Annotated in this window: 20 protein-coding genes; 3 read left to right on the top strand and 17 right to left on the bottom strand. The window is 31.0% G+C overall.

All coding sequences use genetic code 11. The features are described from left to right. Positions 1 to 105: 105 nt before the first annotated feature. Positions 106 to 522 (bottom strand): YkvA family protein, encoded by a 417-nt coding sequence (locus OCU55_RS08425; protein ID WP_261851859.1) that lies wholly within the window; start codon positions 520 to 522, stop codon positions 106 to 108. Positions 523 to 732: 210 nt separating this feature from the next. On the opposite strand from OCU55_RS08425, the gene OCU55_RS08430 reads away from it, so the two are divergent. After that, the gene (locus tag OCU55_RS08430) at positions 733 to 2034 is read left to right on the top strand and encodes a VTT domain-containing protein (protein WP_261851860.1); all 1302 of its coding nucleotides are present in this window, start codon (positions 733 to 735) and stop codon (positions 2032 to 2034) included. A gap of 131 nt (positions 2035 to 2165) precedes the next feature. On the opposite strand, the gene OCU55_RS08435 is transcribed toward OCU55_RS08430, so the two are convergent. The 4 genes from OCU55_RS08435 to OCU55_RS08450 all read right to left on the bottom strand — a co-directional run bounded on the left by OCU55_RS08435 (position 2166) and on the right by OCU55_RS08450 (position 6132). Further along, positions 2166 to 2891 carry a DUF6062 family protein gene (locus OCU55_RS08435; protein ID WP_261851861.1) on the bottom strand — a complete coding sequence of 242 codons (726 nt, stop codon included), beginning with the start codon at positions 2889 to 2891 and terminating at the stop codon, positions 2166 to 2168. Positions 2892 to 3204: 313 nt separating this feature from the next. After that, the gene (locus tag OCU55_RS08440) at positions 3205 to 4161 is read right to left on the bottom strand and encodes an acyl-CoA dehydratase activase (RefSeq protein ID WP_261851862.1); all 957 of its coding nucleotides are present in this window, start codon (positions 4159 to 4161) and stop codon (positions 3205 to 3207) included. Further along, positions 4143 to 5240: a 2-hydroxyglutaryl-CoA dehydratase gene (locus OCU55_RS08445; RefSeq protein WP_261851863.1), complete on the bottom strand. Its 1098-nt coding sequence runs from the start codon at positions 5238 to 5240 to the stop codon at positions 4143 to 4145. Before OCU55_RS08445 ends, OCU55_RS08440 begins: the two co-directional genes overlap by 19 nt. A 1-nt stretch (position 5241) precedes the next feature. Continuing rightward, positions 5242 to 6132 (bottom strand): acyl-CoA dehydratase activase-related protein, encoded by an 891-nt coding sequence (locus OCU55_RS08450; RefSeq protein ID WP_261851864.1) that lies wholly within the window; start codon positions 6130 to 6132, stop codon positions 5242 to 5244. Between the two features lie 539 nt (positions 6133 to 6671). Here OCU55_RS08450 and map point away from each other — a divergent pair. Next, positions 6672 to 7421, top strand: coding sequence for a type I methionyl aminopeptidase (gene map, locus OCU55_RS08455; RefSeq protein WP_261851865.1), 750 nt, complete (start codon positions 6672 to 6674; stop codon positions 7419 to 7421). A gap of 307 nt (positions 7422 to 7728) precedes the next feature. Next, the gene (locus OCU55_RS08460) at positions 7729 to 8235 is read left to right on the top strand and encodes a GNAT family N-acetyltransferase (protein WP_261851866.1); all 507 of its coding nucleotides are present in this window, start codon (positions 7729 to 7731) and stop codon (positions 8233 to 8235) included. A gap of 294 nt (positions 8236 to 8529) precedes the next feature. On the opposite strand, the gene OCU55_RS08465 is transcribed toward OCU55_RS08460, so the two are convergent. From OCU55_RS08465 to OCU55_RS08520, 12 genes are all read right to left on the bottom strand, one after another. Then, complete coding sequence (locus tag OCU55_RS08465; protein WP_261851867.1) at positions 8530 to 9348, bottom strand: nitroreductase family protein; 819 nt, start codon at positions 9346 to 9348, stop codon at positions 8530 to 8532. Positions 9349 to 9693: 345 nt separating this feature from the next. Then, positions 9694 to 11379: an oleate hydratase gene (locus tag OCU55_RS08470; protein WP_261851868.1), complete on the bottom strand. Its 1686-nt coding sequence runs from the start codon at positions 11377 to 11379 to the stop codon at positions 9694 to 9696. 243 nt (positions 11380 to 11622) lie between these two features. Continuing rightward, on the bottom strand, positions 11623 to 12192 hold the full coding sequence (locus tag OCU55_RS08475) for a TetR/AcrR family transcriptional regulator (RefSeq protein WP_261851869.1): 570 nt from the start codon (positions 12190 to 12192) through the stop codon (positions 11623 to 11625). Positions 12193 to 12339: 147 nt separating this feature from the next. Further along, positions 12340 to 13341: a HoxN/HupN/NixA family nickel/cobalt transporter gene (locus OCU55_RS08480; RefSeq protein WP_261851870.1), complete on the bottom strand. Its 1002-nt coding sequence runs from the start codon at positions 13339 to 13341 to the stop codon at positions 12340 to 12342. Between the two features lie 41 nt (positions 13342 to 13382). Continuing rightward, positions 13383 to 14129: a nickel pincer cofactor biosynthesis protein LarB gene (gene larB, locus OCU55_RS08485; protein WP_261851871.1), complete on the bottom strand. Its 747-nt coding sequence runs from the start codon at positions 14127 to 14129 to the stop codon at positions 13383 to 13385. Between the two features lie 196 nt (positions 14130 to 14325). Next, positions 14326 to 15171: an ATP-dependent sacrificial sulfur transferase LarE gene (gene larE / locus OCU55_RS08490; protein ID WP_261851872.1), complete on the bottom strand. Its 846-nt coding sequence runs from the start codon at positions 15169 to 15171 to the stop codon at positions 14326 to 14328. A gap of 12 nt (positions 15172 to 15183) precedes the next feature. Continuing rightward, positions 15184 to 16536, bottom strand: coding sequence for a nickel pincer cofactor biosynthesis protein LarC (larC, locus tag OCU55_RS08495; protein WP_261851873.1), 1353 nt, complete (start codon positions 16534 to 16536; stop codon positions 15184 to 15186). Between the two features lie 281 nt (positions 16537 to 16817). Next, entirely contained in the window at positions 16818 to 17957 is a 1140-nt protein-coding gene (locus tag OCU55_RS08500; RefSeq protein WP_261851874.1) for an aldo/keto reductase, read from the bottom strand. Positions 17958 to 18347: 390 nt separating this feature from the next. After that, the gene (locus OCU55_RS08505) at positions 18348 to 18773 is read right to left on the bottom strand and encodes a MerR family transcriptional regulator (RefSeq protein WP_261851875.1); all 426 of its coding nucleotides are present in this window, start codon (positions 18771 to 18773) and stop codon (positions 18348 to 18350) included. Positions 18774 to 19033: 260 nt separating this feature from the next. Continuing rightward, positions 19034 to 19888, bottom strand: coding sequence for an AmmeMemoRadiSam system radical SAM enzyme (gene amrS, locus OCU55_RS08510; protein WP_261851876.1), 855 nt, complete (start codon positions 19886 to 19888; stop codon positions 19034 to 19036). A gap of 14 nt (positions 19889 to 19902) precedes the next feature. Further along, positions 19903 to 21309 (bottom strand): AmmeMemoRadiSam system protein A, encoded by a 1407-nt coding sequence (gene amrA / locus OCU55_RS08515; protein ID WP_261851877.1) that lies wholly within the window; start codon positions 21307 to 21309, stop codon positions 19903 to 19905. Between the two features lie 284 nt (positions 21310 to 21593). Then, complete coding sequence (locus OCU55_RS08520; protein WP_261851878.1) at positions 21594 to 22727, bottom strand: trans-sulfuration enzyme family protein; 1134 nt, start codon at positions 22725 to 22727, stop codon at positions 21594 to 21596. Positions 22728 to 22729: the final 2 nt, after the last annotated feature.

Genomic DNA, 22729 nt, shown 5'->3' on the forward strand with positions numbered 1-22729 from the left:
ATATTCTTTTAATTACTAGTGTTATGTATAATGATAGAATTTAATTTATAAAAGCAAAATAGAATATCATTTAAATGATATTCTATTCTTATATTACTTGAGATTTTAAGTAAACCAACTTCTAATCTTTAAAATTATGTAGGTAATAAGAATAATCCAAACAATTATTATTACAATAGCAAATAAATAGCTTTTCTTTTTGATCTTATTATACTGTCTTTCAGCATCAATTCTACACTCCTCCATAACGTTCTTTGGTATAAGTCTAACAGCTAAAGCAATTCCTAAAGGAAGAATTATTAGATCATCAAGAAAGCCTAGAACCGGGATAAAATCCGGTATGAGATCTATGGGACTTAATGCATATGCAACTACAACCATAATAATTATTTTCGTATATATTGGAATGTCATTTCTTTTATAAGCCAAATATAAGGCTCCAATTTCTTTTTTTAAATTCTTGCCTTTTCCAGTAAATTTTTTTATAGAAGTTCCTAATCCCCTTGAAAGTTTTCTGATCATGATTCCTCCAAATTTTCCAATACTATATTTGCATTATAATTATAATAAACAGCATTCTATTTGTAAAATTTTCTTTTATGGAATAATTTAGACATAAAAAATGGTTTTATTACAAATACTTATGATAAGAGATGCAGATTCATCACTTCAATTTGAAAACACATTTTTTTAATGAAATAATGCATCTATATTATAGTAGGAGGTGATACTGTGCAATTTATAATGAATCTCTTCAATAGTTATAGTTACGCCATTTTATTAATAAGTTTAACCTTAGAACTTATCGCATTTCCTCTCCCTGGCGAAATAATGATGACTTACTGTGGTTTTCTCATATATGAATCTAAACTTAATCTCTTTCTAAGTGTTTTGTCAGCTACTTTGGGTGTAATATTAGGAATAACTATTTCGTATCTAATAGGAAGTAAATTTGGCATTGAGTTTATTAATAAATACTTTTCGTACTTTCATATAAATAAAAAAAACTTAGAGAAGCCATCAAATTGGTTCAATTCCTATGGAAATAATTTATTACTCTTCTCATACTTCATTCCAGGGGTTAGGCATATTACAGGATATTTTTCTGGTATAACCAAAATATCATATAAGAAATTTGCTATAAATGCATATTTAGGTGCATTAATTTGGACTTTTACTTTTATATCCTTAGGTATGTTTTTAGGTCCAAATTGGGAGAAACTTGATAGTTACATATCAAAATACATGTCCTATATTTTTCTTATATTACTTATGGTTATTGGAATTATATATTCATATAAGAATCACGGATTCAAACTTGCAAAGTTTAGTTATAAAATACTTAACAATACATTCATATATGTATATTCCTTCGCTAAAAATCGTAATGTTATAAGTATATTAACTCTCGCACTAATAGGAATCTTTGCACTAATTGTAGGAATAGTTCAAGACTATATAACATCCGATTTAAATCAATTTAATTTAGTAGCAACATATTATATCAAAGATATTTTTTCAAATAGCTTATCAAAATTTATTACCATACTAACATTCTTGACTTCAAATATTTTTATAGTTATTTTAATATTGATTATCGCTATGTTAATAATTAGAAAGAGTTCCAGTCCAAGACTCGAACTTCAATTTCTGTTTACCACTATAGTTGGCGGAGAAATGTTATGTATATCCTTGAACACTATATTTAAACGGTTAAATCCAATAACTAACTACTATAGTAATATGGACTACACTTTTCCTAGCCACGAAGGGCTAATGTCAATTGTTGCATATGGTTTTTCTACCTTCATAGTATTAAAATACGTAAAAAAACATTTATCAGCTACTATTTTAATCGCATTAACTTTATTAATATGTTTATTATCTGGGATTTCACCGATTTTATCGAATATGGAAAATCCAAGTGCAATTTATAACGGATATGTTTTTGGATTAGTCTGGCTTACAATAAACTTAGTTTTACTGGATATATATATAATAATAAACAACAATCCAAAGTTATCCAACTCTTAATATACACAAACATAAAAATTATAGTAATTAACAAAAAAAAATCTGCCAGTATAATCTAAAATCTAATTTTTAAAAACTCTGCTTGATTCTAAGCAGAGTTTTTAATCATCTAATATAAAAATTAACATGAATTAGTAGTTTCCCAAAAGTTTTTGAAGAGCTCTTTGTACAGAATCTTTAGATGTTCCCCAAGGTTTATCAGAATTAAGATAATCAAACTTTTTAATAAACCATTGTAGTTCTTCTTGAAGTCTTTCTAAATTCTTTAAATGTATCTCATTAGTAACTTCATATATATCAGCTATACCTTTCTTTTCAGATGATTTCTCCAACTCATTAATCATATTTATATAATGGTTATTGCAAAACCCTCTAGACTCTTTATAAAGTAATCTAAAATCCATGTCCTTATTCCATAGTTCAACGCTTGTCTTAATATTATCTTTATTGTTTTCATCAAGTTTACTACATATAAAGCATTCATAGTTCGTTTTTCCATTTGAAGGTGCACTAGAATTTTTTGATAAAGACAATAACTTCTTAACTACCGAATTATCTTTTTTTTGTAGGGGTTTATTTTTATGTAGTTTTTTCTTTTCCTCATTTATTATTTTATCCAGCATTATTGCTAAGCCTAATTTATCACTACCTCTATTTAATTTTTCAATATGATTTTCACAGAACTTATGCTCATTTCCTATTTTAGGATAGAAATCAACATCCATTATTCTTTCACCTAAAATAGAGTGCATAAGTTGTTCCTCATAACTCTTTTCCAAAACACAAAACGGGCACTCAGCCAATTTATTTTCGAAAGTCTCATAAATTTTTATCTCTTCAATCTTTAACTTTTTCATAAATTCTCCCTTAATATACCTATCATACAAATCATATTTTAGAATATAGACAAACTTTTCAAAAATCATAAGTAAAAAAACACATTTCTATATTTTAAATTATAACTCATTTACATCAAAATATTTAGTTGTTTTTACCGTTTATCATTTATTGATAAACTTTATAAAATGTTTTAAAACTATATAGTTATTTAGTTTAATAAAAGTATAGGTGCTGAAAACCTGAAATTTTCAGCACCTATACTCTATTATTTAAGATAATAGTAATATTTTGTATAGAATTAATTTGGTAAATATAAATTAATTCTATATACTATATGGCTTTCTTACTACTCCATTTACCACATCTATCTCCGAAACACCCAATAGTACTTTCGTTTTCATTAATTTTAACAACTTCACACCTATTTGGGCATCCTTCACACTCAAAACTTTTAGATATAAATTTACTATCTGCAAGTTTAAATCCTTTAAAGTTAGTCTTGCCATTCTTTTCTACTGCAGCTTTTGCAATAAGTGCAGCACCTATAGCTCCCATCATATTATAGTGCTCTGGCACAAAGATCTCAAAACCTAAAGAACTTTCAAAAGCAGCTTTCATCCCTTTATTTGCGGCTACCCCACCTTGAAAAAACACCTTGGATTCAATATCTTTTCCCTTTCCAATATTATTTAAGTAGTTTCTTACTAATGCATCACATAAACCTCTTATAATATCAGAATCGTTATATCCCAGTTGCTGTTTATGTATCATATCAGATTCTGCAAATACAGCGCATCTTCCGGCTATTCTTACAGGAGTTGTAGATTTAAGTGCGTATTCACCAAATTCCTCAATGGGAATATCTAGTCTTTCTGCTTGCCTGTCTAGGAATGAACCTGTACCTGCTGCACATACAGTGTTCATTGCAAAATCAGAAACTACTCCATTTTTTAAAACAATAATTTTGGAATCTTGACCACCAATCTCAATTATAGTTCTTACATCTTTATCAATCTCTAGTGCAGCTACTGCATGAGCTGTTATCTCATTTTTTATTGCATCGGCACCTATTAGTGTTGATGCAATATGCCTGCCGCTTCCAGTGGTTCCTGCTGCATTTACCTCTAATCCGTTATATTTTTCTTTTAGAATCTTAAAGCCTTGTTGAATAGCATTTATGGGTCTTCCTTTAGTCCTTAAATACAGTTTTTCTATCACATTCATTTGATTATCTATAAGCACTAAGTCAGTACTTACGGACCCTACATCTACGCCAAGGTAGTACATCTCATCTTTCTCCTTTCAAGTAAATCTACAAATGCTTCTATTCTTGTGACATAGCCTGCTTCCCCAGTCATCTCATCAACGACTAAAGACATTATAGGAAAGTCTTTGTCGCTAGATATTTTAGGTAAAATAGCTTTTGAAACAATCTCAGGCATGCACCCCATTGGAAAAATCTGAATAGCTCCATCACATCCTTCTTCATGCGCCAAAACTGCTTCACCTATACATTCTCTGGCATGACCACCAATATAAAGAGGTAGGTATTCTTTTGACCCTTTTCTTATATCTAGAGAATTTAATTTAGTTGGAACAAGTGCTGTATTTTTTACCCACCAACTAGGAGTTAATCTTCTTGTTGTTGAAACCCCGTAATCCATTAATTTATCTTCGATATATAGATTAGAAAATGGTTCTATTACCGTATATATCTCTCCTATTATTGCTATCTTAATAGGATTCTTTTTGCTATCTATAGTTACATTATCTATTTGCTTTTTATAATCTAAAAGGATTTTTATCATTTGTGATGGATTTGAAGTTTTTAGAGCTTCAGCTTTACATTTATGCAGCAATCTTTTACAAGTACCAGTTTCTTTTTCAAAACCAGCAAGATAGTGTGCTTTGGCTTCTACTTCATCAACTAATCTAACCACTCTTAAAGCATCATACAATACTCTTAATTTCTCAAAAACAGTTTTTTCACTCACTGATGATATTTTACTAACTCTAGCAAAGAGTTCTTTAACCCCTATTTCTTTTGGAGCATCTATAACTATAAAGTCCAAATCATGACCAAGTTTTTTAAGTAGATTCATCTGCATCTCGCAGTATTCTCCAAATCTACAAGGTCCACAACTTCCAGTTATTATTACAGTATCTGCTCCTTGCTCAATTGCCTCAATATAGTTACCAATCATAATCTTAAATGGAAGACATATCTCTTCAGGCGAATGTAACGCTCCTATTTCAAGAGATGATTTACTACTCTGATTAGGTATCACATAATCAATGCCAAGACCATCAAATAATGCCTTAGCTGCAAGATATACATTACCCATATGCGGAAATGTTATTTTCAAATTAACAGCTCCTTTCTAACATATCAACAAAGGCTTCTACTCTGGTTTCTAATCCGGCTTCCCCAGTGTGCTCATCAACTTTTAGAATCATAAAAGGAAAATCTCCAATTTTGTCTTTGATAAGTTCAACTATCACTGAATCAATACCACAAGCGAAGGACGATATATATATTATCCCATTGACCATTTTTTCATTTGAAGCTTCTAAAGTGAATCCATATGCATTACGAGCAAAAGTCCAAAAAGGTCTTTTATATAAATCTTTAACTTTATTATCAATTAAATTATCATCTATGAATTCCTCTGTTATTACCCCAACCCCTAATTTATTTAATTTCTTCACTATATTCATGTTTATGAAGTCATCATATAAATTGTATGGATGACCTGCCAAGGCAACATTAATTTTATAATTGTCATTTCTTATTCCAGTTTTATATTTATCCTGTTCACCTAAGGCCTTATCAAATGCATTTCTTATTTGTGTTCTATTATTTGTGATTGCTTTTCCAGCCTTCTGTGCCCATTGATAAAGTTCCTTCTCTGAAGCTGCATATATCGGTTCTGTTATTGATTCTTGAATACCTGGTATGCTATTTAGAACCATTTCAGGCAAGCCACAAAACTTAGGACAAATGTATTCTCTTGACCTAAGTTGCATTATTCTTGGTATAACTATAATATCGCATTTATCTCTGAGCATTGACACATGACCATGAAAAATTTTTATAGGTAAACATGCCTCATCTACACAATATTTAACACCTTCATCTAAAATCGCTTTGTTTGTATCTTCCGATGTTATTATTTCAGCTCCTAGTTCAGTAAAAAACGTATTTAGGAAAGGATGATACTTATAATATAAGAGTCCCTTTGGAATACCAACTTTCATTTTATCCTCCATGAAAAAATCGCTGAAACGATTTTCTTCAATGATTTTTTTGCGCATCTGCCTTTTCTAAGCTTACTAAAAATTTCTGGCAAGCGACAAATTCTTCTTTTTATTCTTTAATTTTATTATGTTTTAGACCTTTCTATCATACATATATACGAATCTAATTTAATCAGAAATTATTAAAGAATAAAAAATAAAGTTCCATTAAAGTAGTATTATCTATTATTTCAATATTATTCTAGTTAATCACAAATTTTCTTATTCAATCGTAACATTTTTTCTTTTTTTTGTTATTACCTTTAATAATATACGTATATCGTAAAACATCACTAATTATTCTGATGCTCATACATATAAAATTTGACGTTGTTTAATATGCATTAAAGTTTATACATAGCACGCTCTAATTCTAATAAGCTTATATACAATTTAAGTAAATTTAATAATCTATTTGGCAGTATTATGGTATTATATAAATAATTATTAAGAGTAAATATTTAGAAGTAAATTAATAAAGAATCTAGGATGTGATATAAATGATAATAAATTCAGAAAGTGAATTAGAGGCATTAAGGAGAATTGGCAAGATTGTTGCTGAAGCCAGAGAAGAAATACTAAAAGCTGTGAGACCAGGCATTTCAACTATAGAGTTAGACTTAATAGGTGAAAAAATACTTTCTTCCTACGGTGCCAAATCTGCACCTAAGTATGAATATAATTTCCCTGGTGCTACTTGTATAAGCATTAATGATGAAGCTGCTCATGGAATTCCAAGTACTAGACTTATAAATGAGGGAGATTCCGTAAATATAGATGTATCAGCAGTTCTAGACGGTTACTTCTCAGATACAGGTGCAACTATAGTTGTATCTCCCAATGCTAATAATATAAAACAAAAACTTTGTGATTGTTCAAAACAAGCTTTAGATAAAGCAATTATGAAAGCTAAGGCAGGTAGTAAGATTAATCAAATAGGAAGAACGATTTTTAATGAAGCTAGAAGGAATGGATTTACAGTTATAAGAGATTTAACTGGTCATGGAATAGGTAAGAACTTACATGAAGATCCTGAAAATATTCTTAATTATTTTGATATTAATGATAGTTGCATTTTAACGGATGGCTTAGTACTTGCAGTAGAAACCTTTATATCAACTGGTGCTGAACATATTTTTCAGGACACAAACGGATGGACTTATAAGACTCCAGATAAAAGTATTGTAGCTCAATTTGAACATACTATTGTTGTAACAAAGGGAAAACCTATTATACTAACAACAATATAACTTTTGACCCTATACGTTAGTATTTTTTAACCTCACAAGATTTTATAGATATTAATTTGATATTTTCAAAACTCTCATTCAAAACCATGGGAGCTTTGAAAATATATTAGTGAGCTATATATATTATAGTGTCATACTAAGCTTCACTCTCTACTAGAATAATTTATATTATCAATTTCCATAGTATAAGTTTTAGATCAGTTGATAATATAATAATATACTAATTTCATAACCTCGCTTAATTTCTATAATATCTATATATAAAAAACTGCTTCATACTATAAATACATAAAGGAGAAACTAGACTATGCTTTCATATAGGTTTGCTGATGAGAAAGATGTACACTTGCTTGTTTCACTAAGACTAGATTTTTTGGAACTTATTTCCACTGATGAAGAATACTATGAGTTAAAAGAAAATCTAAAAAAGTATTTTGAGGAAAAGATGCATTATGAAAGCTGTGTTGTTATGTTGGCAGAAGATAATGCCGCTATTATAGGTACTGGAATGTTATCCTTTTACGATTCTATCCCATCCATTAAAAATAAAACAGGAAAAAGTGCGCATATAACTAATCTATACGTTCACGAATCATACAGAAAACAAAAAATAGGAGCTTTACTATTAACAAAACTTGTTGAGTTTGCAAGAGAAAAAGAATGCTATTCCATCTCACTCAACGCTTCAGATGATAGCAAAGATTTATTTTCAAGGCATGTTTTTAAAAAGGTGGAAGGCGGTATGATCTATGAAGTTCCAAATAAAAAACTTATAAAAGATAATAGTGAACTTTACAATGCAAATCCACTATAATATTAACATCTATCAAGGCTAAAATCTTAGAAGTGTAAGAAATCTTTGATCATATTGAACTCCATTAACTTGCGCATGTTTAAAATACTTAATATAATAATTTTTGAACATACATAAATTAAGTTTGAAATAACTAAAGACTACGACTATTAGAATAATCTAGTCGCAGTCTATTTGGAATTCAAATCTATCTTTTAAATTATGATTAGTTATGAGTAAATATTTAATCAATATAAGTTTTCATACCAATCAATCATTTATATTGCAAAATATTACCTAATTATATTAAAAATTCTACTTCCATGAAACTATAGCATCTTTTCTTGGTACAGTTCTTGAATATTTTACAGCAGGATATCCTATTACCATGCAAGTTACTATTTTTTGACCTTCCTTTAATCCTAGTAACTCCATTATTTCCTTATTTCCTTGTGCTGCTCTTACAAAGAAACCACTAAAGAAAGTTCCTAGTCCTAAAGCATCTACCATAAGTTCCATATTAGAAGAAGCTAGAGCTCCATTAACCTCTGATTCAGATAATACTAATACTACTGCAGGTGCATTAAAGAACAACTTGTCCTTTGTGTTATCAGCTTTAAATTCTTCGTTCATTTGAATCCACATTTCAGCATATCTCTTAAAATGCGCAGTTTCAGGAGTTAAATTATTAAGCATATATTTTCCATAGTTACTTAAACCTTCAAACGCTAAAGTTTTTAGCTCATTTAATTTCTCTCTAACTACTACATAAGAAACATTCTGTGCATTACTTCCCGTTTGTGTAAATCTTCCAGCATCTATAATTTTATTTAATTTTTCAATTTCAATATCTTTAGCTTGAAATTGTCTTACTGTTCTTCTAAACTTAATAAAGTTCAGTAATCTTTCTGGTTCTATTTCAAATTCATCTTTATTATATGCTTTTACTTCTTCCATCTTGTAATCATCTGTTGACACTGCTTCTTTTGGGCATATTGCAATACAATGTCCACATTTAAAACAAGCTTCATTCTTAATTTTTGCTTTTCCATCAACCATCTCTATATCTCTAACAAAACAGTCCTTTACGCATAATCCACAACCAATACATTTTTCCACATTAACATTCATCATAAAACTTTACACTCTCCTACTTATTACAAGGTTTCTTAAGTAGTGCTAACCTCATATTATTTTTTTGACTATAGCAATTATAACACTTAGTTATTATATTAGTCTAACTTATGATTTTATACTAAGACTCATTTTTATAGATAAACCTCTAAGTTTTTCTGTATTCCTACGATTTAGGTATGTTTTGTTACAAGAATATTTATCATAAAATATAGGTTTATGAGCCTATATAATGTACAATATAATCTGAAAAAAGGATATAATTGTTTTATATATAAAAGGTGAAAAGAAGTAACCTGCTACCTTAATTCCAAGGTCAGATTACTTCTTTTTTTGTTTACTATATTACTTTATAATCCCTGTGTTAAAAAGTAGTTTACCAATCATTCTATCGATAGATATTTCTCTGTTTCCTAGCATAGTCTTAACTGCATTTAACAATACTCTAACATCATATTGTCCTTCATAAACCGGTGGAACTTCTTTATCTAACTTAAGTAATCCATATACAGCCATAATCGCAGATCTTACAGAATACTCTACAGTAAATACACAATCATTTGGTATCTCTGAGAATTGTCCAAGAAATGCTAAATTAGTACACCCATTTGGTATAACTGCAGGTCTATCACCTTTCTTACGAGGCATAAACTGACTTGTTATATATGGCATCATGCATGGTATAACTTTACATGATGGTAGTATCTCATCTACCTTATCTCCTAAGCCCATATGATAAAGTAATTCAGTAAAGAGTTCTGCCCCAGTACAATCACTCATCTTCTTATTTACAAAATCACCAACCTTATCTGGGAATAATCCGTACGCCCACATTACTTGTACATTTTCAGGTTGATTTATAAAATGTGGCTGCTTTGGAGTAACCCAAGACATTAGCCAATTTGAATCCTTAATTGTTACAACTCCACCCATACCAGGTTCATCACCAGTTAGCTCTAATAGATGATCAAAAACTGAAGTGTTGTCTGTAATTGTAACAGTAAAAGAAAGCCACTTTGTTTTATCTATATCTCCAGCAAATACTTCTGGATGTCCGAAATCAGGACTTTGCTTAGCTATATTTTCCCATAAGGACCAACAGCCTCTCTCTTTTTGATTTCTGTTTAATAGAGCTGGTGTATGTGTATCTCCTAAAGTTGAATTTTCAGTCATTGACCCATTAGTTACAAAAACCAAATCATTTACAGTTGTCTCAATAACCTCTTCATGTCCTTTTCTCTTAACATAAATGCGTTCAACAGTTTTTTCTTCTTCAGTAACCCTTATATCCAAATCGATAACTTGTACACCTAATTCCATTACCACCCCTTGCTTCTTAAGCCATGTTATTAATGGTAATATTAATGAATCATATTGATTATATTCAGTATGAAGTATCCCATCTAACTGATTCATTCCACCTATTAAGTGCATGAATCTTACCATGTATCTTTTAACTTCTAATACACTATGCCAATTTTCAAATGCAAACATTGAACGCCAGAAATACCAGAAATTTGTTTCAAAGAAATGTGGCTTGAACCATTGTTCGCAAGTAGCAGCTCCAATTTCATCGTCGTGAGCAAGTACTAGCTTGTTTAAAGATATAATATCTTCTAATTCAAGTCCTAAGGTAGAAAAATCTGCTTTTTGTCCTTTATTCTCTACTAATCTACAGTGTGATTTTATTGGTTCTGCAATATTAAGTTCCCTAAATTCATCTAAAACTGTTCTATCTGGATTAGTAAGTGATGGAATAAATCCAAATAAATCATAAAGGCATTCCATTCTAGATTCTAGTTCTCTTCCGCCTCTAGCAATATACCCCTCTTCTGCATTTCCTGCTCCATCCATACTTCCACCAAAAACATTGGATTCTTCTAAGATATGAATGTTTTTTGCTGGCATATGTCCATCTCTAATTAAAAATGCTGCAGATGCAAGTGATCCTATACCTCCACCTACTAAGTATGCTTTCTTGTTTTCAATACCGTTTTGAGGTACTGTGCTTATTCTCTCATAATTTTTCATAACTCTCCACCCTTTCATAAATGCAGAAACAAATTACTTTCAACTCTTTAAAGTCTAAGTTTTACTGCAATAAATATTAAAATAAAATGTCTATTTAATGATCAAGGTGTTATTTCTTCCACCCCTCAACTACAATATAATTTTTTACATAAAGCATTACAATTTACAAACAAATGCATATGTCAAATTTCTTTACAAATAGCTGCAATTGTAAACCAAAACGTCAAAAAACACAGATTTTTTCTATCTGTGTTTTTCTTCAAATCTTATTATTGCTTGTTTTATGGTACCATCAATTAAAAAACCTATATTCTCAATTATATGTTCAGGTTTTTCCTTCATATTCTCTTCCATCCACTTTGCAACTAGTGAAAAAAGAGCTGGTGTATAAAAATCTACTATGAATTTTTTATATTCTTCTGTTATCTTTGTTCCTTCAGAAATTTCATCTACAATCTGCTTAAGTGAATTTGATGTGTTTGCAAAAAGAAATCTCTCAAGATGATCTCTCCCGATGGAATGTAAGGTATTCATACAAAAGGCTTTGTTTTTTTCAATATATCTAAAAGCCTCTAAATAACCTTCCTTCCAAGTTGCATAGAACTTATGTTGCTCTAAATAATGAACAGCTTCATTATTATAAATCCAGCCTAATAATTCATATACATCTTGGAAATGATAATAAAAAGCTTGTCTTGTAATTCCGCAGCCATCAACTATATTTTGAATTGATATTTTGCTAAACGGAATCTTCTCCATAAGCTTTTTTAATGAATCTGCCATTAGTTGCTTTGTCATATATGAACTTGCCATAAAATCCTCCAAATAAAGCTTTAATATTAACCAATAAAAATTCCTATGATACATTTTCTAAATACCTATAGAATAATTGTATCATAGGATATAATATTTTTCTTGTTTAAAAGTAATTCTTATTAAACTGTTTATAAATTTTAATTTTTAGGCGCTTTCTAACTTCAAAGTCTTCCATATTATATACGACAACGCCCACATTATAACAAACAATATAACCAATAGATAACCAATGTTCGCCATATCAAGATTTTGTATCCACATCCATACCCCACTGTTTAAGCCAAGTTTTGGTGCCAATATTTGTGTTAACTCAACTACACCAATAAATAATGCTGCAATAACAGATATACCTGTAACAGAAAGATTATAATATATCTTACGTAAAGGGGTTGAAAAAGCCCAGTTATATGCTGTGGTCATAAATATACCATCTGCAGTATCCATCAAGCTCATACCAGCTGCAAAGACAATAGGCAAAGCGATAAGCATTGTCACTGGGATGCTCTTTGTTGCGGCGTTTGCTGAAATTGCTAAGAGAGCTACTTCTGATGCGGTATCAAATCCTAATCCGAAGAGAAAACCTAATGGGTATACATGCCAACTTTTGCTTATAAACTTATAGAATGGTTTTCCTATCTTAGCAATTAACCCTCTATCCAATAAAAGTTTTTCTAAGCTTTCTTCTTCATATTTGCCTTTTCTAGTGTCTTTAAAAAACTTGTAAATATCAAACCAAATAAATAGATTAAGCACTCCTATAATAACAAGAAAAGCTCCAGAAACTGAAGTACCTATTATACTACCTACTTCTTTGATCTGAGGAATATTTTTACTTGCCCATCCCATTGAAAAAGTAGTTATAAGCGCCATTATAAAAACCACTGAGGAATGTCCCATTGAAAAAAAGAATCCGACTCCTGTTGAATCTTTCTCCTGCTCGATTAATTTCCTTACTGTATTGTCAATTGCTGCGATATGATCTACATCAAATGCATGTCTTAGTCCTAATGTATATACTAAAAGAGCAAGACCAATAATTTGTGGGTATTTACTAATATTAAGTAATACCAAAGTTACACCAATGATATGTAATATAACTACTATAACACTATAGAATATCCAATTAGTATTCTTTTTTAATTGCATACTCCTACAACTCCCCCTTAACACCAAACAATTACGTTCTTTTATAATTTATTTATCATGCTTGCATTATATGCAGCTCCAAAGCCATTATCTATATTAACTACACTTATGCCGTTGGCACAACTGTTTAGCATGGATAAAAGTGCTGCAAAGCCGCCAAAGTTAGCGCCATAACCAACACTTGTTGGAACTGCAATTACTGGTTTATCTACTAGCCCACCTATAACACTGGCAAGAGCACCCTCCATTCCTGCAATAACAATCACTACCTTAGCACCTCTTATGACGTCAAGCCTAGCAAATAATCTATGTATGCCAGCTACACCTACATCTACAATCTTCTCAACCTTATTTCCTAGAATCAATGCTGTTTCATAGGCTTCTTCAACAACTGGCAAATCCGATGTACCTGCAGAAATAATAGCAATATAACTTTCAGTAAGCTTTTCTTCTTTTCTTCTGATGGTAATAGTTCTGCCTAACTTATTATACTTTGCACTACTACATATTGCCTTAACTGCCTCAAACATTTCTTCACTAGCTCTTGTTGCTAAAATGTTATTGTCTTTCGTAAGCATAAATTCAATGATATTCTTTACCTGCTCCACAGTTTTTCCTTCACAATATATAACCTCAGGATATCCTGTTCTTATCTGCCTGTGATTGTCAATTACTGCAAAACCTAAATCTTTAAAAGGCAAATCTTCAATTTCTTTGACTGCCTTTTCTATTTCAATTCCACCATTCTTAACAGCTTCTAGCAGCTTTTTAATATCGACTTTATCCATACTATCCTCCCAAATATACTAAGGCTTTCAACTTAATTTGTAATCTTCATCCTTCAAATGCTGTATAAATTATCAAACCTTTACCAACACCATAACTGACTTAAATTAATTTTATTTTTAGACTATGTTTAAGAATACTGTTGAAATTAACTATTAACCACTAAAAAGAGTCTTAATTAAGACTCTTTTTTCTTTATTAGCTCTTTTTTTGAATAGTAAATAGTGTTTTTTCTTCTTTGTTTAAAACTTCATTCATGCTGCCAGTTCTATAGCCTAACATGTCTAAAGTAACATAAGTAAAACCAATTTCCTTAAACTTATTGCCTATCCTATCCATAAGTTCAATATTAAAAAATTGTTCTCTTTCTTCAGGAGCAACCTCTATTCTAGCAATCTCACCATGATGTCTTACTCTAACTTGCTTTATTCCCATATCAAGAAGGAATTGTTCAGCTTGATCTACCATTTTTAACTTAGGTAAAGTTATCTTATGCCCATAAGGGAATCTAGAAGAAAGGCAAGCAAATGATGGTTTATCCCAAGTAGGAAGTCCAAGTTCCTTAGATAATTCTCTTATATCATTTTTAGTTAGCCCTGCTTCCTTTAACGGACTAACCACTTCTAGTTCTCTAGCAGCCTGCATGCCTGGTCTATAATCTCCATTGTCATCTAAGTTAGAGCCGTCAAATACATATTGAACCCCATTTTCTAAAGCTACATCCTTAATCTTTGTGAAAAGTTCTTTTTTGCAAAAATAACATCTATTCTTAGGATTACTAGCAAAACCTTCTATATCCAATTCTTCTGACGATATGATAATATGTTTAACTCCCATATCCTTTGAGTATTTAATAGCCTCTTTCAGCTCTCTTTCTGGGTAAGTTGATGAAGTTGCTGTAACTGCAATTAGCCTTTCCCCCAATACTTCGTTAGCTACTTTTACAAGAAAAGTACTGTCAACACCACCAGAAAATGCTACAGCAGCACTTCCCTTTTCTTTAATTATATCTTTAAGTAATTGAAATTTTTCTTTAAGTTCCATTCCCCATACCTCCTATAATGCCTTATATATATCGTTATATATTTTAGATATTGGTACATTATTTTCTTCAGCTAGTCTTTTACAATCCTCATACTCAGGTTTTGACTTAACCAACTCACCTTTATAATATGAGTTCTTCACTGTTACCTCTCCATACTTAGTTGTAAGCTTAGAAAACTCTCTATTTAGCATAATCTTTTCTACATTGAATTTCCTAACACCAATAGATGTAGTTTCCCTAAAGATAACTTCAAGCACCTTCTGTTCAACCTTCTTAGTAACTAAAACACTTAGCTTTATTGCTGGTCTTCCTTTTTTCATGATTATAGCGGTCTTAAACACGTCTAATGCTCCTGATTCAAAAAGCTTTTCTTCAACATAACTATATATTTCAGGATTCATATCATCAATATTAGTTTCAAGTAAGTGTTGTTCTTCAATGTCTTCATTTTTTATTTCTTCGCCTAAATATACTCTTAGAACATTAGGTATTTCAAGTTCTCTAGTTCCAAGACCATATCCAATCTTCTCTATTGAAAACTCCGTCTTATCAGTGAAAACTTCAACATTTTCAGCTAAAATTGCTGCACCTGTAGGAGTTGTAGTTTCAAAATTAACTATTCCAGTTTTTACTGGTATATTTTTAAGTATCCTAATTGTTGCTGGTGCTGGTACAGGTATAAGTCCATGAGCACATCTAACAAAGCCTCCACCTAACTGAATAGTTGATGCCATAATTTTATCAACCTTCAAATAATCCAAGGCAATTGCTGCACCTACAATATCTATTATTGAATCAATAGCTCCAACTTCATGGAAATGAACTTCATCTATGGTTTTTCCATGAACTTCTGCTTCTGCTTCTGCTATCCTCATAAAAATAGCTAAACTTAAGCTCTTTACTTTATCACTTAACTCACTTGAGCTTATTATATTCTTAATATCATTAAAATTTCTATGTCCATGATGGTGATGGGTTTTATTCTCCGAAAGATTTAAATCTTCATGTGAATGCCCTTCATCTATGTGATTATGGTGGTGACTATGTTGACTATTATGATTATGCTCATGATGAACATTTTGATCTAATTCATGTATATTGGTATGTGTGTGTGATTCATTTAGATGATCTTCATCCATATGAGCATGATTATGATTGTCTTGTTCATTTATAATTACATCAACTTTAGTGCCAGTTATACCGTTTTTGATATCTTTCCTAATATCTATTCCATACTCAGAAGATATATTTAACTTTGCAATTTCATTTAATAAGTATTCCTTGTCCACTCCTAAGTCGATTAGTGCCCCTAAATTCATATCTCCGCTAATTCCACAAAAGCAATCATAATATAATATTTTCATCTTATTCTCTCCATTACATTTGTTATTTAACATTCTTTAGAATTTTTTACGTTCATATATATAGATGTACCACTTCGTAATAAAACTTATTATTTTTAAATCCTCTCCCAAGAACCCGTGAGAGTTTTAAAAATAGATTTAGGTTCGAACTGGTACATCTTTAGATGCACAGGTCCCAAATTAAATTTACCATATATAATAATTTTAAGATATTTTAAAAAGAACCTGTACACCTTAACATTTTGGTATTTAAAATTTTTAACTTCTTAAATTTTTAACTTCTACGCAAATACTTCTTTAATTGTTTGTAAATGTTCACGGATAGGAAGGCTTTGTGGACAATGTTGCTCACATTTACCGCATTTAACGCAGCTTGTAGCCTTTTCCTTAACTGGCAAGTTTTCATACGACTTGTCTCCAGGGAACATATTGTAAGTATTATATGCACTGAAGCATCTTGGTATATTAACTCCTGCAGGACATGGCATACAATATCCACAAGCAGTACAGTTAACTTTCATTTTACCTTTAATTATAGTTTTAACTTCATCAACTATAGCTAATTCTTTTTCAGTTAAAGAATTTTCTGGAGTTTCACCAGCTGCTTTAATGTTTTCTACTAATTGTTCTAATGTGTTCATTCCACTTAGTACAACCTTAACTTCTGGGTGATTCCATACCCACTTTAAAGCCCACTCTGCTGGAGATTTCTTTACATCTGCTTTATCAAAAGCTTCTTTTGCCTCATCAGGGATGTTTACAAGTTTTCCACCTCTGATAGGTTCCATTATAGTAACACCTAGCCCTCTTGCAGCAGCATATTCTAAACCTTCAGTTCCTGCTTGGAATTCTTCATCTAAATAGTTATATTGTATTTGACAGAATGACCAATTATAATAATCAACTATTTCTTTAAATACTTCTAATTTATCATGGAATGAGAAACCAGCATATTTTATTCTACCGTCTTTTATAGCAGAATCTAAAAACTCATCTATCCCATTAGCTTTTAATCTTTCCCAATCAGTTTTATTTAAAGCATGTACCAAATAAAAATCTATATGATCTGTATCTAAACGTTCAAGTTGCTCATTTAAATATTTATCCATATCACTTCTTGATTGTATTAGCCAACTTGGAAGCTTTGTAGCTAATTTTACTTTTTCTCTATATCCATCTTTTAATGCTCTTCCAACAAAAGGTTCACTTGCACCACCGCCTCTAGTCATACCATTTCCATGGTATGGATAAGCAGTGTCTATGTAGTTCACGCCGTTATCTATTGCATAGCGAACTAACCCCATTGCTTTTTCTTCATCAATTTGCGATGGATCTCCTCCTGGCATTAATGGTAATCTCATACATCCAAAACCTAAAATTGAAACCTTTTCATTTGTATTACCAAAATTTCTGTATAACATCTCGACTCCTCCTCATACTTTTTACACATATGCTTCAACCCAAATCATATATACGAATCCATACTAATAAGCCTGGTTCCGCGGGCAATTATGATAAAGGTTGGACAATATGGATCTTTATTATTTTCATTTAAAATAATATTATTTGAAGTTTGTTTCCATATATTATAAATATTACACCTTATAGTATACTCTAAGTCAATATAGTGACTAAATCTTTTTTCTAAAATGAAAAACTAAATTCTTGTTTGCAAGGTTAAATACATCTTACACGATTTCAATAGTGCACTTTTTCATAGAATTAAATAAAGCAAAAAATTAATCCTTAAAAACTTCATAAAAAGTTTAGGATTAATTTTCTTACTAAGTTAATATTCTTATAAAAATTCACTACACTACTGCTCCGCTATTTTCACAGTTATTGATAGAATTACAACAGCTACTTTCTGTTTTCTTCTCTTTAATTAGCCCAGTATAATGCTTGAGCTTCCAATTAATCATTTCAAGATTATTGTTCATCTCTTTAATTTTTTGCTCAGTTATCTTCTTTTGTGCCAAAATAATTTCTCTTCTTAATTCTAAAGTTCTGTCACCTTCCATGCAAAGAGCAACAAAGTTTTTGATTTTTGAAATGGCCATTCCAGTATTACGTAAACAGCATATAAGCTTTATCCATTCAATATCATCTTCACTGAAGTTTCTAATCCCATGTTCATCACGGGCTATATTCGGAAGTAATCCCTCTTTTTCATAATATCTGATTGCATACTCAGTTAAATCAAATTTTTCAGCTACCTGCTTTATTGTATATTTCATAAAAAACAACTTCCCTTCTATAACCTAGGTTTATGTACAAGTCTAATATAACTCCTTTTATGGTATATAAGTCAAGTGGTATAGACAGAAAACTGCAGAAAATTTATATTCCCTATAACTTTTAAGAAAATATACCTAAGCTTATAGTTAGGACTATACCCATTTGCAAGTTGATATATTTGATTGGTTTATAAACTATATAATTAGAAAAGCTATAGCAAATATTTTTATCAACAATAGTAATGCTTAGTGCTTAATTCCTATACATTCCCTAATATCACTCTATTTAAATATTTACCTGCCACTTCTTCGGCTTTCCTCATAAAGGTTAAATCTGTTGGAGAACTCATTAATTTATATCGTGGAAAATATCTTGAAAGATGTAATGGTATATCCTTATTTATACTACTTAAAAATTTTGCTATTTCTTCTACCTCTTCTAAGCTATCATTTTCACCGCTAACCAATAAAGTCGTTATCTCAACATGACATTTTTGGGCAGCTATCTCGATAGTCTTTAATACAGGCTTCAAGCTTCCACCACATAAATCCTTGTAGTAACTATTACTATAACTTTTTAAGTCTATATTCATAGCATCAACATAAGGAAGCAGCTTTTTTAATGGTTCTTCACTTATATATCCGTTGGTTACAATTACAACAGAGGCATTTTCATCAGTTTCTTTTAGAAGTTTAGAACAATCATATACATACTCGTACCATATACTAGGTTCATTATAAGTAAATGCTAAACCTATATTATCTTTTGTTGTCAAAGCTGTTTTTACTAATTCTTCTTTTGAAACAAATTCACTTTTAGCAATCTGCTGAGATATCCTATGATTTTGACAAAACCCACATACAAAATTACAGCCAAAACTGCCCACTGACAGAATGAAACTTTCTGGTTTAAAATAATATAGTGGCTTTTTTTCTATTGGATCTAATGCAGCTGAGGTTATTTCTCCGTAATTCAATGTATAGAGTTTTCCATCCTCGTGAGTTCGCACATTACATTTGCCTATATGCCCATTTTCAATTACACAATTGTGAGGACATAAATAACAGTGTACTTTATCTTTAAGATTTTCATAAAACATAGCTTCTTTTCTCATTTTATGGCTTTCTCCTAGCTTTCTTTATGCCTTATAACTTGAAATCTTTGTATAGTATACTCATCATCTGGATCTATATTTCCCTTTTCCAACGCTATGGATAGCTGCTCTTCTACTGAATTTACTCCTTCTAAGTCAGGTAGTAAAAGACCTGTTTTGCCCATACACCTTACAATAACACCGTATTCCTTCGGATTTAAATCTTCCTTATTTGCCATCTCAGGTTCTGTCAATACGTCCACTGAAAAATCAATATCAAAAAGTTCGTCATCTTCAACTTCATAAAATCTTGGATCGTTTATTCCTGCTTCTATTGCATTTCTAATAATTTCTTTTGCCACATTATCAGTTGCTGGAAATATGGTACCAATACATCCCCTTAAATCACCATGTTTTTTCAGCGATACAAACACACCTCTTTGCATATTCTTCATTTCGTTCGGTACATATTCAGGAATTTCTTTAAGTTTTCTTCTAGTAGTTAGGTAGGTAGTAAGACTTTCTCTTGCAAGCCTTACGTAAGGATCACTTTGGTTATTCTTTTTTTCATATTGAGATTTTCTAAGTTCCTCTAATTCACCAAGCTTTGGCTCATCTTCAGACAAAACATTAAATTTCATTATTCCATACCCAACTCCAAAGGTTCCTTCATAACTCAAAAGATCTCCATTAAACTTTTTACCTTCAAGTGTACCAAGAAGCGTTACTGTTGACCGTCTTCCACATTCACCAGCTTCACAAACAGTCTCCTTATCAATACTTAGAACAGTTTTAACATCACCTTTTGCTAAGTTATCAAGGAACTCTTTATCAAACTTCTCACCATAAGGATTATATCCATAAGGTCCTTCTTTTTTAAGCCTATGAGATAAGTCTCCACTTGCTATAAGAACCGCATTCTCTTTTAATTCCTCCACAGCTCTTCTTATGGCAATCCCAAACTTATATAAGTCAATATCACTTATGGCTGCATAAGTTATATGCACGAATTTGTAGTTACTATAATGTTTATTTATGAAGTAAAGAGGAACCATAGCTCCATGATCTAATGTAACTGATTGATTATACTTATTTAAGAGAGAATTGGTTGCCATTATAACTGGTATTCCCTCTCCATAGGCTATTTCGTATATTTTTGTTGTTAACTCTTTGTTTATTTTAAGTTTCATCTGTACACTCGGAACTCTAAAATTTTTCAAATCACCATATATCTCATTTTCATAACTTATCGCAATAGCATCTTGAAACATCACCCCATGAGGAGTAACTAATATAATAGTATCTGGAGCGTTTTTAGCAATCTCTTCACCAATCACATGAAAGCTGTTAGCAGTTGCACTTATCTTTTTTTCTTCGCCCTTACCTACCTCTGGTACAGCTATTGGAGGATGTGGCAATAAATAGAAACCTTTTAAACTCAAGACAATCACCTCTTTATTTTAGTTATATCCGTAATATGAAAATTAGTTTTACCAACTTATAATATTAAATACTGATATGAGTTTTTTGTTTCTCTGTCTTTCCCAATGTATATGATGATACTTTAGTATGAGGATAAGTTCTGTTTTTACTGTATATACATAAGGAGCGTGTAGATCAACAGAACTCTCTAGGTTTATCTTATAATTTTTTACCTACATAGAAAAAATCAGCTACTTATATTTTATTCCATATGCAAGCAGCTGATATATATAGATGTAGCTTTTTAAATAATAGCCTTTTCAAAGCTTTCAATTATATCTTCGTATTCTTCTAGACCAACAGATACCCTAATTAAGGTATCACTAACTCCTAGTGCTTCTCTCTCTTCCCTCGGTATAGCTGCATGTGACATTTTCGCCGGATAAGAAACAATAGTTTCAACACCACCTAGAGAAACAGCGAAAGCAGCATTCTCTATATTGTTAAGAAAATATTTCGTTTGCTCTAAAGTTTTAAATTTAAAAGAAAGCACCGCTCCAGCACCAGAGGCTTGAGAAAAATGAATATCTTTTCCTATATGACCTTCTAGTCCAGGATAATAAACTTTTTCTACCTGCTCCTTCTCTTGAAGCCATGTTGCAAGCTTCAACGCTGTTGCTTGATGAGCATCTAATCTTATTTTTAAAGTCTTAATCCCCCTAAGTAGCAGCCAACAATCTTGCGGTCCAAGTATAGCTCCGAAGGAATTTTGTATAATGTATATTCTATCTGCTAATTCTTTAGTTTTAGCCACTGCTAGCCCACCTACCACATCACTATGTCCACCTATAAATTTAGTAGCACTATGAACTACAATATCAGCACCTAACTCTAATGGTCTTTGGAGATACGGTGACATAAAAGTATTATCTACTATTACGATTATATCTTTCTCCTTAGCTACAGATATCGCACCTTTTAAATCAGTTATTTTAAGAAGAGGATTTGAAGGTGTCTCTAAGAAAATTGCTTTTGTATTTTCCTTAATTGCACTTCTTATGTTTTCTAGTTTAGACGCATCAACAAAAGTGAACTCTATATTAAATCTGCTCAGTACTTTAGTAGTTATTCTATATGTTCCTCCATATACATCTTCACAGATCACAATATGGTCTCCAGCTGAAAATATTGATAAAACAGATGATGTCGCTGCCATCCCTGAAGAAAAAGCAAAACCTCTATGTCCATTTTCAAGTTGTGCTATTGTGTCTTCTAACGCTTCCCTTGTAGGATTTCCACTTCTAGAATAATCATACTTTCCAAAGTTATCTATATCTCTTTGATGAAAAGTAGACGCCTGGTAAATTGGTATACTAAGTGCACCAGTTTCTTCATCTATTTCATTTCCATTATGAATTAATTTTGTACCAAATTTCATAT

The sequence above is a fragment of the Clostridium folliculivorans genome (assembly GCF_024341905.1).
GTDB lineage: Bacteria > Bacillota > Clostridia > Clostridiales > Clostridiaceae > Clostridium_AR > Clostridium_AR folliculivorans.

What these genes read in the sequence shown, in the direction of transcription:
- larE (WP_261851872.1), bottom strand. Translation starts at nt 15,171, where the DNA reads ATGGAACTTAAAGAAAAATTTCAATTACTTAAAGATATAATTAAAGAA.
- OCU55_RS08470 (WP_261851868.1), bottom strand. Translation starts at nt 11,379, where the DNA reads ATGAAAAATTATGAGAGAATAAGCACAGTACCTCAAAACGGTATTGAA.
- larC (WP_261851873.1), bottom strand. Translation starts at nt 16,536, where the DNA reads ATGAAAATATTATATTATGATTGCTTTTGTGGAATTAGCGGAGATATG.
- OCU55_RS08450 (WP_261851864.1), bottom strand. Translation starts at nt 6,132, where the DNA reads ATGAAAGTTGGTATTCCAAAGGGACTCTTATATTATAAGTATCATCCT.
- OCU55_RS08520 (WP_261851878.1), bottom strand. Translation starts at nt 22,727, where the DNA reads ATGAAATTTGGTACAAAATTAATTCATAATGGAAATGAAATAGATGAA.
- OCU55_RS08500 (WP_261851874.1), bottom strand. Translation starts at nt 17,957, where the DNA reads ATGTTATACAGAAATTTTGGTAATACAAATGAAAAGGTTTCAATTTTA.
- OCU55_RS08465 (WP_261851867.1), bottom strand. Translation starts at nt 9,348, where the DNA reads ATGATGAATGTTAATGTGGAAAAATGTATTGGTTGTGGATTATGCGTA.
- map (WP_261851865.1), top strand. Translation starts at nt 6,672, where the DNA reads ATGATAATAAATTCAGAAAGTGAATTAGAGGCATTAAGGAGAATTGGC.
- OCU55_RS08480 (WP_261851870.1), bottom strand. Translation starts at nt 13,341, where the DNA reads ATGCAATTAAAAAAGAATACTAATTGGATATTCTATAGTGTTATAGTA.
- amrS (WP_261851876.1), bottom strand. Translation starts at nt 19,888, where the DNA reads ATGAGAAAAGAAGCTATGTTTTATGAAAATCTTAAAGATAAAGTACAC.
- OCU55_RS08440 (WP_261851862.1), bottom strand. Translation starts at nt 4,161, where the DNA reads ATGTACTACCTTGGCGTAGATGTAGGGTCCGTAAGTACTGACTTAGTG.
- OCU55_RS08475 (WP_261851869.1), bottom strand. Translation starts at nt 12,192, where the DNA reads ATGGCAAGTTCATATATGACAAAGCAACTAATGGCAGATTCATTAAAA.
- OCU55_RS08505 (WP_261851875.1), bottom strand. Translation starts at nt 18,773, where the DNA reads ATGAAATATACAATAAAGCAGGTAGCTGAAAAATTTGATTTAACTGAG.
- larB (WP_261851871.1), bottom strand. Translation starts at nt 14,129, where the DNA reads ATGGATAAAGTCGATATTAAAAAGCTGCTAGAAGCTGTTAAGAATGGT.
- OCU55_RS08435 (WP_261851861.1), bottom strand. Translation starts at nt 2,891, where the DNA reads ATGAAAAAGTTAAAGATTGAAGAGATAAAAATTTATGAGACTTTCGAA.
- OCU55_RS08460 (WP_261851866.1), top strand. Translation starts at nt 7,729, where the DNA reads ATGCTTTCATATAGGTTTGCTGATGAGAAAGATGTACACTTGCTTGTT.
- OCU55_RS08425 (WP_261851859.1), bottom strand. Translation starts at nt 522, where the DNA reads ATGATCAGAAAACTTTCAAGGGGATTAGGAACTTCTATAAAAAAATTT.